This is a genomic window from Bacillus sp. T17B1 (genome assembly GCF_026796395.1).
Classification (GTDB): domain Bacteria; phylum Bacillota; class Bacilli; order Bacillales; family Bacillaceae; genus Bacillus; species Bacillus spizizenii_A.
Genome location: NZ_JALAYA010000024.1, coordinates 56,239 through 70,784, shown reverse-complemented (window position 1 = coordinate 70,784; position 14,546 = coordinate 56,239). Strand labels below are relative to the sequence as shown.

11 protein-coding genes and 1 pseudogene are annotated in these 14,546 nt (G+C 45.1%); 4 read left to right on the top strand and 8 right to left on the bottom strand.

Features of this window, described 5'->3' with window-relative positions; all coding sequences use genetic code 11:
- The first annotated feature begins 37 nt into the window (after positions 1-37).
- The gene (locus MOF34_RS12670; protein ID WP_019716227.1) at positions 38-1,231 is read left to right on the top strand and encodes a NupC/NupG family nucleoside CNT transporter; all 1,194 of its coding nucleotides are present in this window, start codon (positions 38-40) and stop codon (positions 1,229-1,231) included.
- Between the two features lie 40 nt (positions 1,232-1,271).
- On the opposite strand, the gene MOF34_RS12665 is transcribed toward MOF34_RS12670, so the two are convergent.
- From MOF34_RS12665 to MOF34_RS12655, 3 genes are all read right to left on the bottom strand, one after another.
- Positions 1,272-1,943 (bottom strand): DUF3298 and DUF4163 domain-containing protein, encoded by a 672-nt coding sequence (locus tag MOF34_RS12665; protein WP_268400395.1) that lies wholly within the window; start codon positions 1,941-1,943, stop codon positions 1,272-1,274.
- Between the two features lie 104 nt (positions 1,944-2,047).
- Positions 2,048-2,338 carry a hypothetical protein gene (locus MOF34_RS12660; protein ID WP_019716229.1) on the bottom strand — a complete coding sequence of 97 codons (291 nt, stop codon included), beginning with the start codon at positions 2,336-2,338 and terminating at the stop codon, positions 2,048-2,050.
- A gap of 49 nt (positions 2,339-2,387) precedes the next feature.
- Complete coding sequence (locus MOF34_RS12655; RefSeq protein ID WP_268400392.1) at positions 2,388-4,448, bottom strand: catalase; 2,061 nt, start codon at positions 4,446-4,448, stop codon at positions 2,388-2,390.
- A 194-nt stretch (positions 4,449-4,642) separates the two neighbouring features.
- Here MOF34_RS12655 and citH point away from each other — a divergent pair, with 194 nt between their 5' ends.
- The gene (citH, locus tag MOF34_RS12650) at positions 4,643-5,923 is read left to right on the top strand and encodes a citrate transporter CitH (RefSeq protein WP_268400390.1); all 1,281 of its coding nucleotides are present in this window, start codon (positions 4,643-4,645) and stop codon (positions 5,921-5,923) included.
- 98 nt (positions 5,924-6,021) lie between these two features.
- Positions 6,022-6,600 (top strand): DUF421 domain-containing protein, encoded by a 579-nt coding sequence (locus MOF34_RS12645; protein ID WP_268400388.1) that lies wholly within the window; start codon positions 6,022-6,024, stop codon positions 6,598-6,600.
- A 37-nt stretch (positions 6,601-6,637) separates the two neighbouring features.
- Here MOF34_RS12645 and MOF34_RS12640 read toward each other — a convergent pair whose 3' ends face one another.
- The 5 genes from MOF34_RS12640 to MOF34_RS12620 all read right to left on the bottom strand — a co-directional run bounded on the left by MOF34_RS12640 (position 6,638) and on the right by MOF34_RS12620 (position 13,035).
- Complete coding sequence (locus tag MOF34_RS12640; RefSeq protein WP_268400385.1) at positions 6,638-7,624, bottom strand: hypothetical protein; 987 nt, start codon at positions 7,622-7,624, stop codon at positions 6,638-6,640.
- A 215-nt stretch (positions 7,625-7,839) separates the two neighbouring features.
- Positions 7,840-9,261 carry a glycoside hydrolase family 1 protein gene (locus tag MOF34_RS12635; RefSeq protein ID WP_268400383.1) on the bottom strand — a complete coding sequence of 474 codons (1,422 nt, stop codon included), beginning with the start codon at positions 9,259-9,261 and terminating at the stop codon, positions 7,840-7,842.
- Positions 9,262-9,281: 20 nt separating this feature from the next.
- A complete protein-coding gene (locus MOF34_RS12630) occupies positions 9,282-11,114 on the bottom strand; it encodes a beta-glucoside-specific PTS transporter subunit IIABC (RefSeq protein WP_268400381.1) in 1,833 nt (610 codons plus the stop codon).
- Between the two features lie 312 nt (positions 11,115-11,426).
- The gene (gene licT, locus MOF34_RS12625; RefSeq protein ID WP_268400379.1) at positions 11,427-12,260 is read right to left on the bottom strand and encodes a transcriptional antiterminator LicT; all 834 of its coding nucleotides are present in this window, start codon (positions 12,258-12,260) and stop codon (positions 11,427-11,429) included.
- Positions 12,261-12,354: 94 nt separating this feature from the next.
- Positions 12,355-13,035: a hypothetical protein gene (locus MOF34_RS12620; RefSeq protein WP_268400377.1), complete on the bottom strand. Its 681-nt coding sequence runs from the start codon at positions 13,033-13,035 to the stop codon at positions 12,355-12,357.
- A gap of 205 nt (positions 13,036-13,240) precedes the next feature.
- On the opposite strand from MOF34_RS12620, the pseudogene MOF34_RS12615 reads away from it, so the two are divergent.
- Positions 13,241-14,527 (top strand): annotated as a pseudogene (locus tag MOF34_RS12615) (MFS transporter).
- Positions 14,528-14,546 lie beyond the last annotated feature (19 nt).

The window sequence follows — 14,546 nt, the reverse complement described above, 5'->3', positions numbered from 1 at the left end:
TTTTGTTTCCAAAATAAACCTCATAGGAGTTGCTATCATGTACTTTTTATTAAACCTTATCGGTCTCATTGTGATTATGGCAGTTGTATTCCTATGTTCTCCGCAGAAAAAGAAAATCAAGTGGCGCCCGATCATTACATTAATTGTTCTGGAATTGCTCATTACTTGGTTTATGCTGGGAACAAAAGTCGGGAGCTGGACCATCGGTAAAATTGGGGATTTCTTCACTTGGCTGATTGCTTGCGCCAGTGACGGTATCGCGTTTGCCTTCCCGTCAGTCATGGCGAATGAAACAGTAGACTTTTTCTTTAGTGCACTTCTTCCAATTATCTTTATCGTCACATTCTTTGATATTTTAACATATTTCGGCATTTTGCCTTGGCTTATTGATAAAATCGGATGGGTCATTTCAAAGGCTTCCCGGTTGCCGAAATTAGAAAGCTTTTTCTCTATTCAAATGATGTTCCTGGGAAATACTGAAGCACTTGCGGTCATCCGCCAGCAGCTTACAGTATTAAATAACAACCGCTTGCTTACATTCGGCTTAATGAGCATGAGCAGCATCAGCGGCTCCATTATTGGATCTTACCTGTCAATGGTGCCGGCGACATACGTGTTTACAGCGATTCCTTTGAACTGCTTAAATGCGCTGATTATTGCAAACCTGCTGAACCCTGTCCATGTGCCGGAGGATGAAGATATCATCTATACACCGCCTAAAGAAGAGAAGAAGGACTTTTTCTCTACGATTTCTAACAGTATGCTTGTCGGCATGAACATGGTTATCGTTATTTTGGCAATGGTGATCGGATATGTAGCATTAACGTCTGCAGTCAATGGCATTCTTGGCGTTTTCGTACACGGACTGACCATCCAGACAATTTTTGCTTACCTCTTCAGTCCGTTCGCATTCCTGCTTGGGCTGCCAGTACATGATGCAATGTATGTTGCTCAGCTGATGGGAATGAAATTGGCAACGAACGAGTTTGTTGCGATGCTTGATTTGAAAAACAATCTTACAACACTTCCGCCTCACACAGTTGCGGTGGCGACGACATTCCTGACGTCATTTGCCAACTTCAGTACTGTCGGCATGATCTACGGAACGTACAACTCTATCCTTGACGGCGAAAAGTCAACGGTCATCGGGAAAAACGTGTGGAAATTGCTCGTCAGCGGAATTGCGGTATCTTTACTAAGCGCTGCGATTGTCGGCCTGTTTGTGTGGTAGAAACATTGAGCCATATCCTTTTCTGGATATGGCTCTTTGATTATTGATAAATAGAGGAAGGCACCTGCACATCCCGGATTCCAGCTGCATATGGTCCTAATTCATACTGGCCGAAGACGATGGCGATTCCGTTTTCTGTAAAGTAAAACGTTGTGTTTTGGTTAAGGGTAATATCCTCTTTCTTTACATCAGGGAAAAACAGCGTGTCATGTTTTTTGATATAGCTGTATAGGTAATCTTTCGTTTTGCTGACTTTTGCTTTGGTATTCAGAATATGATTCAGTGTCACACGCTTTTTGGCTTTCAAGTCATAATTGAAGGTTCGGACAGTTGTTGAACCGTGGGCACCGCCTGAATACATATCATTGAGTGTTTGAATGCTGAGCTTGCCCGCCGCATTGTATTTGACGCTGAAGGATGTTTGGTATTCCGCTTTGAATCCCTGCTGTTCGCCTGCTTTTTTGTTTTTCAGGTATTCCTGATATGATTGTTCAATGTAGGCTTTCAGCTCTTGATTGATTTTCTTTTCAAACGCGGCATTCCCGATGTGATGCACCTGAGGATACTTTAATTCCTTTATCTTTTTGTACGTGTGGCTGCTGACAGTTGGTGTTTTGGCCTGCACCGCTTTTAATGATGGGGCCGCATATGCCATTAAAGAAAAAAGCACAACCGCAATCCCCGCGGCTTTCAGCATGTGATTCCATTTCATACGTTCTCCTCCTTTGATGTCGTTGTTTATCATTCCCTTTTAGAACTGATAAAATGAAAGAAGTATCTAAATAAAAAAAGAAAAAGAGGCAAGATGCCTCTTTTTTACTGTTTACGCTCCAAAATTGCTTCATGAACCGCTTGTGCCAAATCTATATTTCCAAACATCTCTAACACCGCAATGACGGTTTGGTCAGGAATATGCTCTGACTCGTGTTTCGGCACGACCAGTTCGTCCATGGTTTTTTTTAAGCTTTCATTGATCTCTTGCTGCGGATACGCTTTGGCATATAGTTTTAGCGGATCAAGATCATGGTTCACGCACCATTGGGCAAACACCAAAATCATCATATTTTCATCGCGTTCGTATGCTTCAGCGAGCTGTTTTTCGTTCATCTGTCATGCTCCTTATGAAAAGTATCTTCCTTTAAGATACAGGAGCGGATCAAATACGTCTATCCCAATGGCGGTGAGCGGCGACCGCCTCAATAAACGCCTTGCTGAAGTCGGTATAGTCCGCTTCATCTTTCGCAGTCACGATGCCCGGACTCTCTTTTGTCCCGACAGCTGTCTGAAGAAGGTCAATTCCTTCATTTGCCGCGCCGATCGCCTTATAGTGGCTATAGGCTTCTCTGATAAACGCCATCGCTTGTTTGTTGCCTTTGAGCTCCGGACCTCCTGTAGCATAGACTGCATCATACAGAAGAGAATCAGCCGTCAGGAACGTGGCGCCGGCCTCGAGCTGCTGGCCTGTGCCGCTTGTGATGTACCCCAGCGTTTGGCTGATGATATCTGCTGTGATCCCTTCATGCTTTAAGGCGTCCAGCACAGTTTGCAGCTCTTCTTCATGAAATCCGTTTCCGGCGAGAACGGCGACTTTTCTCGTTGACGCCGTTTTCACCGTGCGGGCCTGGCTTAACGCGGGTGAGGTAAGAATTTCGTTTGATGCTTCTCGTTTCGCCGGCGGCGCCACACCAACTCCTTTGGCGATTTCTTCCGCTAAGCCTGTATCGACATTGCTGAAGACGTCAACAACCTGCCGCTGCACGTCCTTGCTTTTGACTTTCCCGACCTCGAAGCAGAATGCAGAGATGATATGCTGTTTTTCGACAGGAGACATGCTGTTCCAGAACAACTTTGCCTGTGAATAATAATCATTGAAACTGTCACTCCGCTGGCGGATTTTTTTGCCCTCGACTTTTTCCTGATAGTGGACGTACCCGCCTTCTTCAGCTGTCGCAGGCGACGGGTCATTATTTTGCAGAGAGTTTTTATGATAAGCGACCGGCCCCTTATTGATCGTCATCCGGTGATAGCCGTCGTATTGGTTATTATGGAACGGACATACCGGCCGGTTAATCGGTATCTCATGAAAGTTCGGGCCGCCAAGACGGATGAGCTGTGTGTCTGTATACGAGAAAAGCCGTCCCTGCAATAGCGGGTCATTGGTAAAGTCGATGCCCGGCACGACATTTCCCGGGTGGAATGCGACTTGTTCCGTTTCCGCAAATACATTGTCCTGGTTGCGGTTCAGCGTCATTTTCCCAATAATCTTCACCGGCACGAGCTCTTCCGGCCACAGCTTAGTCGGATCAAGAATATCAAAATCAAATTTGAATTCATCTTTTCCATCAATCATCTGCACACCGAGCTCATATTCAACCGAGCCCCCGTTTTCAATTGTTTCCCAGAGGTCGCGGCGGTGGAAATCGGGATCTTTCCCGGCAATTTTCTGCGCTTCATCCCACACGAGAGAATGCACGCCGAGCACAGGCTTCCAGTGGAATTTCACGAAACGCGCCTTTCCTAGTTCATTCACAAAACGAAACGTGTGAACACCGAAGCCCTCCATCATTCTGTAGCTGCGAGGGATACCCCTGTCAGACATCGTCCACATCACCATATGTGCTGACTCAGGGTTATTGGCAACGAAATCCCAAAACGTATCGTGAGCGGTCGCGGCCTGAGGCATTTCATTGTGAGGTTCAGGCTTAAACGCGTGAACCAGATCCGGAAATTTGATCGCGTCCTGAATGAAAAATACTGGGATGTTATTTCCCACAAGGTCATAGTTTCCTTCTTCCGTATAAAATTTCGTCGCAAAGCCTCTGGCATCCCGCACCGTGTCTGCGGAGCCTTTGGAGCCCGCCACCGTTGAAAACCGGACAAAGACCGGTGTCTTCACCGAAGGGTCCTGAAGAAATTTCGCGCGGGTGAATTCTGTCATCGGTTCATAAACCTGAAAAAAGCCATGCACGCCATATCCGCGCGCATGCACAACACGCTCCGGTATCCTCTCATGGTCAAAGTGCGTCATTTTCTCCCGAAAGTGAAAATCTTCCATCAACGTCGGGCCGCGGACCCCAGCCTTTAACGAGTGCTCATCCTCTGACACCCGCACGCCTTGGTTTGTCGTCATTTTCTTCCCGCTGTTATCGGCCCTATACTGTTCGAGCTGTTCGTCCTTTGAGTGTTCATTGACTCGTTTGTTATGATCATCACTCATGTCTGCTCCTCCTTTTCAAACGAAACATTCTACAGCACATTTACCCGTGGCATTCTTCATATAAACTGCTAATCCGCTCAATAGGATTTTAGGTCTACATATCAAGATGAGGTCATACATATTTGAAATAAGCCTTCTTTCGAAAATATGGAAGCGCTTACCAAAACTGTGCTGTTGAATGGGGAGGTCATATCGTGCTTGCCATACTCGGTTTTGTGATGATGATTGTCTTCATGTACCTTATTATGTCTAACCGGCTTTCTGCTCTTATTGCTTTAATTGTCGTTCCTGTTGTGTTTGCCCTGATCAGCGGATTTGGCAAAGACCTCGGCGAGATGATGATTCAAGGCGTTACAGACCTCGCTCCTACCGGCATCATGCTGTTATTCGCCATCCTTTATTTCGGCATTATGATTGACTCAGGTTTGTTTGATCCTCTTATCGCCAAAATTTTATCAATTGTTAAAGGAGATCCGTTAAAAATCGCCGTCGGCACAGCGATTCTGACGATGACCATTTCGCTGGACGGAGACGGGACAACAACCTATATGCTTACCATTGCGGCGATGCTGCCACTGTACAAACGGCTCGGTATGAATCGTTTGGTGTTAGCGGGAATTGCGATGCTCGGTTCTGGAGTCATGAATATTATTCCGTGGGGCGGACCGACGGCGAGAGTTTTGGCTTCCTTAAAATTGGACACGTCGGAGGTCTTCACGCCGCTGATTCCCGCTATGATCGCCGGCATTCTCTGGGTGATCGCCGTTGCTTATATCCTTGGAAAAAAAGAGCGGAAGCGTCTCGGCGTCATTTCGATTGAACACACGCCGTCCTCTGATCCGGAAGCAGCACCGCTCAAGCGCCCTGCCCTCCAATGGTTTAATCTGCTGCTGACTGTTGCTCTGATGGCCGCTCTGATCACCAGCCTGCTGCCCCTCCCTGTTCTTTTTATGACCGCATTCGCCATCGCTTTGATGGTCAACTATCCAAATGTAAAAGAGCAGCAGCAACGAATTTCGGCGCATGCAGGAAATGCATTAAACGTTGTCTCAATGGTGTTTGCGGCAGGGATTTTCACAGGCATTCTCTCCGGCACAAAAATGGTGGATGCAATGGCACATTCTCTCGTTTCACTCATCCCTGATGCCATGGGCCCGCACCTGCCGTTGATCACTGCTATCGTCAGCATGCCATTCACCTTTTTCATGTCAAACGACGCCTTTTACTTCGGTGTCCTACCCATCATCGCAGAAGCTGCATCCGCTTATGGAATAGATGCCGCTGAAATCGGAAGGGCCTCCCTGCTGGGACAGCCGGTGCATCTTCTAAGTCCGCTTGTGCCTTCCACCTATCTATTGGTCGGAATGGCAGGCGTCAGCTTTGGCAATCATCAAAAATTCACCATCAAATGGGCCGTGGGGACAACAATTGTAATGACGGTTGCGGCACTTTTGGTTGGGATTATCTCGTTTTAATGAGAAAAGGATTTCCGCTTATCGGAAATCCTTTTGTTCTGTATAATCGGAATACCCAAGATCATACTATGGAAAAACCCACATAAAAAGGTGATTGCATGTATTTTGCTTGGGAAGCACTCATTTTAATATTATCCGGCATTATATTGCTTAGAATATCTGGAAGAAAGTCAATCTCTCAAATGACGTTAGCACAAACTGTGGTTATGATTTCGATTGGAACGATTATTGTCCAGCCGATTATAGAGACAAGTTTATGGAAAACCCTTGTGGCAGCCAGTATTTTTACTGTTGCTCTCATACTCATGGAATGGTTCCAGATCAAAGCCAATTGGGTGGAAAAGTTCATAACCGGCAAAGCGAAATTAGTCATTGAAGATGGCAAACTCAATATAGAAAATATGAAAAAATTGAGGCTGACAGTGGACCAGCTTGAAATGCGAATGAGGCTTCACGGAATCTCCAGCATAAAGGATGTGAAGAATGCAACGATTGAAGCAAACGGCCAATTAGGATATGAATGGCATGAGGACAAGAAGCCGCTAACCATGGGTGATTTTAAGAAATTGATGAATATTCCTGCTGCAAATACAATGAATCAGTCTGAACCAGATAAACAAGATAACATTTTTGAAGAGTTAAAAAACACTAGTCATTCTTCTGGCAAATTAAAATAAGGCTATTTCATTGTAATGAAATAGCCCAAGTGAATACTTATTGAATATACGAAATGACTGGCAAGCTTTCAACGCCTGATGCGTAATAGTAATTTAAAACACTGAAAAAGTCGATTGCTTTGCCGGTTTTTACATCAACGATTAAAATATGATCACCATAGTTTTGATCATCTGCATCAATTCTTCTAGGTGTTTTTTTGCCTAACGTATCAAGAAAAGAGTCTTCGTATCCTACCCCTGATTGATACGCTGATACATGATGCATAAACAGCGTTCCTGTATCTAAGTAAACCATCACTGCCGCATTTGAACTCGCATAACTTGAACGATAAATAACAGGATCAGAAACGTTTTTCACCCTTACATCGGAAATAGAATGGGCGCGCTGATTATACTCGCCGCCATACGAAAAATAATATTTCCTTTCCCAGCTTAATGAAGAAGTTTTTGTGCTGGTATTGTACAACAATGTTCCGTTTGCATAGACAGAACCGTCTGCGTACTCAGCGACAAAGGCTTGCAGATTAGAGGTGATTGACTTCACACTTGTGTAATTTGAAGGGTTTTTGGCATTTAACTGAATGTTGTATGAATCTCCCAGCGTTCCTTCAGAATAAACCCGAATCATATAATCGCCGGCCGGAATCTCTTTTAAAAGAACTAAGTTCCCCGCATCCATTGCAATATTTGTCGGCTGTGCTTCACCCGTATCCCAATTGACTACATACAATTTTACATAATACTGACTGTTAGCAGACAATATCCGTGTAATCAACGTTCGATCTGACGAAGTGCTGAAAAAATACATATCGTCCGGGTTATTTTCGTTAAGTACAGATGTAGTATCGAATACTTGGTCTTCAGAGTTGTACATGGAAGTTGTTTTAAAAACATTCTCATTGGCAGGCTTCTTTACCTTAATGGCTTCTGCATTGTGATCCGTTTTAAGGCTTCCTGCTTCTGCTTGCTTTAAAGAAACATCCTTCATTTCCTTATGGTTTTTCAATGTTTCCTGCTGTTTCATGATTGCTTTCTCTTTTGGCACGTTTTGCGCTGCAGCAGCATTTGAATTTAGACAAAAACTAAAGGCCACAATCAAGACAGCACACAATAGGGGTAATGAACATATTTTTTTGTTCTTCATATACAAACCCCTTCCAGATTTTGTACTGTACATATCGGCAGGAAACTTTAACTATTTACATTTATTCTCCATGTTCATCATTTGTATATTTTTAACTACCCCTTCAACGCTCCACCATTTGAAGCAATCAGCTCTTTATACCAATAAAAACTTTTCTTGCGAATACGGCGCAGATCCTTTAAATCAAATTCATCACGGTTGACGTAAATGAAGCCGTAGCGTTTCGAGCAGCCTTGGTGCGTAGAAATCAAGTCAATGGCTGACCATGGGGAATAGCCGAACACATCGACGCCGTCTGTGATAGCCCACTGAATTTGTTCGATGTGCTGTTTTACATAATCAATGCGGTAATCGTCATTAACCGTATCGTTTTCTTCTAGTTGATCGAAAGCGCCAAGCCCGTTTTCTGTGATGATCAATGGCAGCTGGTAACGGTCATAGATTTCTCTTAGCGTGGAGCGGAAACCGACCGGATCAATCTCCCAGCCAAAGTCATTTTTCTTCAAATAAGGGTTGCTGCTGCCGCGGTAAACGCCGTCTTCCCCCGTTTTCAAATGCTGGTCTCCTCCGCGCGCCACTTCATCCGATCCGTCGCCTCTGCTTGCTTCTGCTGTTTGAGAGGTGTAGTAGTTAAAGGCGATAAAATCAGGCTTCGCAGATTTCAGAATCTCCATGTCACCATCTTCAATAACTGGCGTATAACCTTTTTCTTTCATATAAGCCCACGCCGTCGTATTGTAGCGCCCATGAACAGCCATGTCTAAATAGAGCCAGTTCCGGATCGCATTATAGTTGAAAGCCGCCATAATATCCTCCGGTTTAGAAGACGCCGGGTAGATGAGCGCAATATTCGGAGCAGGGCCGATTTTTGCGCCCGGCAGCATGTCATGGCAAAGGTTCATGGCTTTTGCCTGCGCCACCAGCATGTGATGGTTTTGCTGATACAGCTCTTTTTTCGGATTTTCAAGATTCGGGTCCAGTGTCCCTAAAGCGCTGCCGTGAAGAATCATCATGTTTTGTTCGTTGATGGTCAGCCAGTACTTCACACGTTCACCGAAGTGCTCAAACAGCACCTTAGCATACCGTTCAAACGCGTCAATTGTGGCTCTTTGTGACCAGCCGCCTTTTTTCTGCAGGGCATTCGGCAAATCAAAATGATACATCGTAACAATCGGCTCAATCTTATATTTGAGCAACTCATCAATCAAGTTCCTGTAAAACTCAATTCCCTTTTGATTGATGTCTCCGTCGCCATCAGGAATAATCCGCGTCCATGCGATGGAAAACCGGTACACTTTAAAACCCATTTCAGCAAACAAGGCAACGTCTTCTTTATAGCGATGGTAATGGTCGCTGGCGACTTTAAAATCAGTCGTTCCCTCAGGATAGCTGTCGCGTGCGTCAATCACTGACGGGCCTTTGCCGTCTTCGTTCCACGCACCTTCCACTTGATAGGCAGAAGTAGATGCGCCCCACAAAAAATTCTCCGGAAATGCTGCAAGTGTTTTATACTTCATCGTCTGTTCCTCCAATGGTTTTAGATTAAAGAAAAGATTCTTTCTTCTATTTTGACTTGCTTTTGATCTGTTTGAATAACGTCAGTATACTGACCTGCATTTGTAATGACGATCGGCGTGTTCATATCAAATCCCGCCTTTAGTAAATCATCCAGGTCGAATTCAGCAAGCAAATCACCTTTTTTGACGGCTTGTCCTTGCACGACTTTAGGATAAAAGTGTTTTCCTTCCAGCTTCACCGTATCAAAGCCAAGGTGAATGAGGATTTCCGTTTCCTGATCGGTGACCATGCCGAATGCATGGCCCGTTGGAAAAACGGTTGATATCACGCCATCCGCTGGCGCGACGAGTCTGCCTTTCTCCGGCAAAATCGCTATTCCCTTTCCGATTGTCTCCGATGCAAACACTTTATCCTTCACTTCTGTTAATGGCATCACTTTTCCTTCTAACGGACTGCTGATCTCTTCACGGCGGGCTGCTGGTGCAGGTGGCTCTGTTTTGATTTCTGTTTGTTCGGCGGGATCTTCAAACCCGACAATATACGTTAGGATGATTGATAGAATAAAAGATACCAAGATTCCCAAGATAAAACCGGCAAAGCCCTGTCCGTAGAAAATTGGAACCGTCAACAGACCCGGTGCGCCAGAAGCGATGGCGACGCTGTGAGCCTGCCCGATAATTGCCCCACCAATGGCCGCACTAATGACACCGCATACAAAAGGTTTTTTCAGTCTGAGCGTGACGCCGTAAACGGCTGGTTCTGTAATCCCAAAAATCCCTGTGACAGCGGCGGAACCGGCAAGCGCCTTTAATTTTTTGTTTTTCGTTTTCAGCATGACACCCACAGCAGCTCCCGTTTGTGCAAACACGGCTGCCGCTGTAGCCGGCTTGATCGAATCCTGCCCATTGACCGCAATGTTATTTAAAATGACCGGCACAATCCCCCAGTGGATGCCAAAGATAACAAGAATCTGCCAAAGTGCCGCGATCACAGCGCCGGCCAGCATCGGGTTAAAGCTGAAGATGGCCAGAATCGCAGATGCGATGGCATTTCCCGCGTTTACTCCAATCGGGCCGAATACAATTAATGTGAGCGGCACAATGGTTACCAGACAAATCAGCGGGGTGATGAAGGTCTTCACACTGTCATGAATCACCCGGTTCAAATACTTCTCAACATAACTCATCACAAAAATCGCCAAAATGATAGGGATCACAGTTGATGTATAGTTCATTAACACGACTGGAATCCCAAAAAAGTCCGTTTCCGCATTGCTGTTCTTCAGCTCAATGATCGTTGGATAGATAAGCGCCCCGGCAACTGTGACAGAAACAAAGAGATTCGCGCCAAACTTTCGGGCAGCGGTAATGGCCAGCAAGAGCGGCAAAAAGTAAAACAAGCTATCCGCAGCGGCATACAGTATCGTGTAAGTCGTTTCCTCTGCTTGGAGCCAGCCGGCATTTGTACATATCATCAGCAGGCCCTTTAAAATTCCCGCTCCCGCCATCACGCCAAGCAACGGAGTGAAAATGCTCGATACGATATCAACAAGCCGTCCGAACAGATTCCCTTTCTGGGCAGAACGTTCCTCTCGGTCATCATTCAGCAGATTAGACATCTTTCCAATCTCTTGATACACCTCTGAAACGTGATTGCCAATCACGACCTGAAACTGTCCGCCGCTTTCCACTACAGTTACGACTTCATCTAAAGCTTCGATTTTATCTTTATCTGCTTTTGACCGGTCGTTCAGCGTAAAACGCAGGCGCGTCGCACAATGTACAAGAGAACGCACATTTTCTTCCCCGCCGACCAGCTGTAAAATCTCTTTTGCCGCTGCTTGAATCCCCATTTTCCTCTCATCCCTTCTGCAAAAAAATAAAAAACCTAAACTACCCCTATCGCAATAGGAACAAGTAGTTTAGGTTTTGCCTGCCTGACCAGTAACAATCCTATGAAATGCCCTGTCTCGTTTTTTTCTGTAAAACGCCCTCATCACCATCCCTCTGAAAAAATAAAAACCTAAATTACCATCAGCACGACAGAGATCATCGGCACTCATTGTAATTTAGGTTTTGCCTGCTTATCAGTAACAATCCTAACATCATCATATATGAATGTAAGAAAAAATTAACACAAGGAAATGAAAATGTCAACGCTTTCATTATGTTTGTTTGACGACCCTTTCTATATGAATCGTTACATACAGCAGTTCGTCACTAGTGAGCTTGTGTTCATACTCCTGCTCAATATAGGTTTGGATTTTCTTCGTGCATTCATACGCACGATGATACTTTTCTTTCACCGTCTCCAGCAAAAAATCGTCCTGGCTTTCCATGTGTGTGCCGTTAAATAGACGCTGCGCGAAAAACTTTAAGTGAGTGACAAACCGATAATAGTGAAGCGATTCCTCATTGAATTCAATCTTAAAATGGTATTTTACGATACTCAAAATCTCTTGCATGACTTTTGTAATGTTGATGATATTAGGCATCTCTTCGTTCAGCTCGGCATTTACGATATGCAGGGCAATAAAGCCAGCTTCATCCTCCGGCAAAGACACGCCAGTCTTGTTTTTCACCATCTCCAGCGCTTCTTTGCCGATCGCGAATTCGTCCTTGTACAGCCGCTTTGTTTCCCACAGCAAGGCGTTTTTGATATCAAGCCCCTTCTGATTGCGCTGGATGGCAAAATTAATATGATCGGTCAGCGACACATAGATGCTGTCGTTGAGCTTTTTGCCGAGCTGCAATTTCGCATAGCTGATAATCTCTTCGGATACTTCCATATACTCGATCGGTATATCATACAAAAGGGTTTTAAATTTTTCTGATACATCCTTGTTATCGAGCGTGAATACCTTCTCAATACGGGCTTCATCGACATCATCACCGGACTTTTTCTGGAACGCGAGCCCCCTGCCCATGATGACCAATTCTTTTCCCTGTTCATTGACCACGCTGATCACGTTATTGTTGATCACCTTCGCAATTTTCATGACATGTCCCTCCAATCAACTAAGAACAGACTACACCTTGATTGTACATTCTTTTTGTACTAGGTCAATATCATCAGGGAAAGACGGGAACAGATTAATACAATTCACTCAGCATCGGCTTCCCGGGCCGTTTTCGAAGCATTGTCTCAAGATGGCGTTCAAATGATGCCTTGTCAGCCCCCTGCTTCTTGACAATGCTGTTCATGATTCTGACGCTTTCAGCGCTGTATCGCGTATATTGTTTTTTCAACTGATCCAGCTGCCGTCTTGTCTTCTTCGCGTTTTTCGGTGTCACTTGGCTGATGAGTTTGATCATGCTTTCTGTGACCTCGAAAAACGCGGCTCTATTTTCTTTCAGCTGTTGCATTTCGTTGCGGCTCATTTCTTGATTGCGGGTTTTTTGGAGCAAAGCAACTGCCTCGCTGTTTTGCTTTTTGAGCTGTTTATTTTCAAATTGAATCGATTCAAGGTTCTCCTTCGCAATGTCCGCTTCTTCTTCAGTCATGCTGCTCCGAACGAAGTATTCAGGATTGCCGATTCCATAATCAAATGCTTCGCTTACACGTATGATGGAACTGAATACAATGGCCAGCTGCATATCGCTTGGGAGCGTCTGGAAGTCCCGATTATTCTTATTGCTCATTGGTTTGGTTGTGGTTTGTTTTACTGTGGCTTGATCACGGTCTGCAAACGTCTGAGCCTCATCTTTACTTTCGCATGCGCTCATCACAAGAACGGTGACCAGCAGGCTTATATACAAGCCTAATCGCCTCATGCTCCGTCTCCTCTCTGCTGCACCTGTTCTGGAGTATACGGAAAATATAGATAAATGGTACCAGATGCACCTATGGCCAGCAATAAACCAAAAGTATGATTTGAAGCATAAAAACATAAAAATTTTGTAAAAATTGACGTTGATTCCATTCTTTTCAGGCCTATTTCTCGTACAATAGAAGTATCGTTACCGGAGGAGGGCGCTGATGATGAAACGTTTTACGAAACAAGAAAACAGCTGGATGTTATATGACTGGGCAAATTCAGCTTACTCGATTGTCGTAACCACCGCGGTGTTTCCGTTATTTTATAAATCAGCGGTTGCAGAAAGCGGTATCGGCGCCGCTCAATCGACTGCCTATTTAGGATACACCATTGCAATTTCAACGTTTATTCTTGCCATGCTCGGGCCGATTTTAGGCACGATCGCCGACTATGAAGGGTGCAAAAAAAAGTTCTTCGGTTTCTTTGTGTCAGTGGGTGTCGCCAGCACCGCGATACTTGCCTTTATTCCGAGTGAACATTGGCTGCTTTTATTGCTGTTTTATACGATATCGGCGATCGGTTTTTCCGGCGCCAACGTGTTTTATGATGCCTTTCTCGTTGACGTCACGTCGGAAAAACGGATGAATATCGTCTCTGCGCGGGGTTTTGGCTTGGGTTACATAGGAAGCACGATTCCATTTATCATCAGTATTGCTGTTATTCTGCTTGCACAAGCAGAAACGATTCCGATGTCTGTATCGGCCGCAAGCCAGCTATCCTTTTTCATAACGGCTGCCTGGTGAGGGCTGTTTACCATTCCGATGCTGAAACATGTCCACCAGCGCTATACCATCAAAAGAGAACCTCATATCGTCCTTAACAGCTTTAAGCGGCTCGGCCAAACGATGAAGCGGATTAGGCAATACCGTGCGCTGTTCCTCTTTTTGCTAGCTTATTTCTTTTATATCGACGGAGTCGGCACGATTATTACGATGTCGACCTCCTATGGGTCTGATTTAGGGATCAGCCCCACAAGCCTCCTGATCATCCTGTTTGTCACCCAAGTCGTCGCTGCGCCTTTTTCTATTGTATACGGAAGGCTTGCGGAACGCTTTACGGGAAAAACAATGCTGTACGTTGGGATCGTCATTTATATGATTGTCTGTGTGTACGCTTATTTTATGGAGACAACGCTTGATTTCTGGATACTGGCTATGCTTGTCGCTACCTCGCAGGGCGGCATTCAAGCCCTGAGCCGTTCTTATTTCGCCAAGTTGGTGCCAAAGCGCCACGCCAATGAATTCTTCGGTTTCTACAACATTTTCGGTAAATTCGCTTCGATTATGGGACCGCTGCTCATTGCCGTTACCGCTCAGCTTACCGGGAGATCCTCGACGGCGATATTCAGCCTGATTGTTCTATTTGTAATCGGCATTGTGATTCTTGCATTTGTTCCTGAGGAAACCCGTGCCGATGTCAGTAAACACCAAAATGACCTGCCCCTTTAACTGGAGCAGGTCATCATAC

Coding starts and splice junctions, on each gene's coding strand:
- licT (WP_268400379.1), bottom strand. CDS start 12,260: ATGAAAATTGCGAAGGTGATCAACAATAACGTGATCAGCGTGGTCAAT.
- MOF34_RS12630 (WP_268400381.1), bottom strand. CDS start 11,114: ATGGGGATTCAAGCAGCGGCAAAAGAGATTTTACAGCTGGTCGGCGGG.
- MOF34_RS12645 (WP_268400388.1), top strand. CDS start 6,022: ATGTATTTTGCTTGGGAAGCACTCATTTTAATATTATCCGGCATTATA.
- MOF34_RS12655 (WP_268400392.1), bottom strand. CDS start 4,448: ATGAGTGATGATCATAACAAACGAGTCAATGAACACTCAAAGGACGAA.
- MOF34_RS12635 (WP_268400383.1), bottom strand. CDS start 9,261: ATGAAGTATAAAACACTTGCAGCATTTCCGGAGAATTTTTTGTGGGGC.
- MOF34_RS12620 (WP_268400377.1), bottom strand. CDS start 13,035: ATGAGGCGATTAGGCTTGTATATAAGCCTGCTGGTCACCGTTCTTGTG.
- MOF34_RS12670 (WP_019716227.1), top strand. CDS start 38: ATGTACTTTTTATTAAACCTTATCGGTCTCATTGTGATTATGGCAGTT.
- MOF34_RS12665 (WP_268400395.1), bottom strand. CDS start 1,943: ATGAAATGGAATCACATGCTGAAAGCCGCGGGGATTGCGGTTGTGCTT.
- MOF34_RS12660 (WP_019716229.1), bottom strand. CDS start 2,338: ATGAACGAAAAACAGCTCGCTGAAGCATACGAACGCGATGAAAATATG.
- MOF34_RS12640 (WP_268400385.1), bottom strand. CDS start 7,624: ATGAAACAGCAGGAAACATTGAAAAACCATAAGGAAATGAAGGATGTT.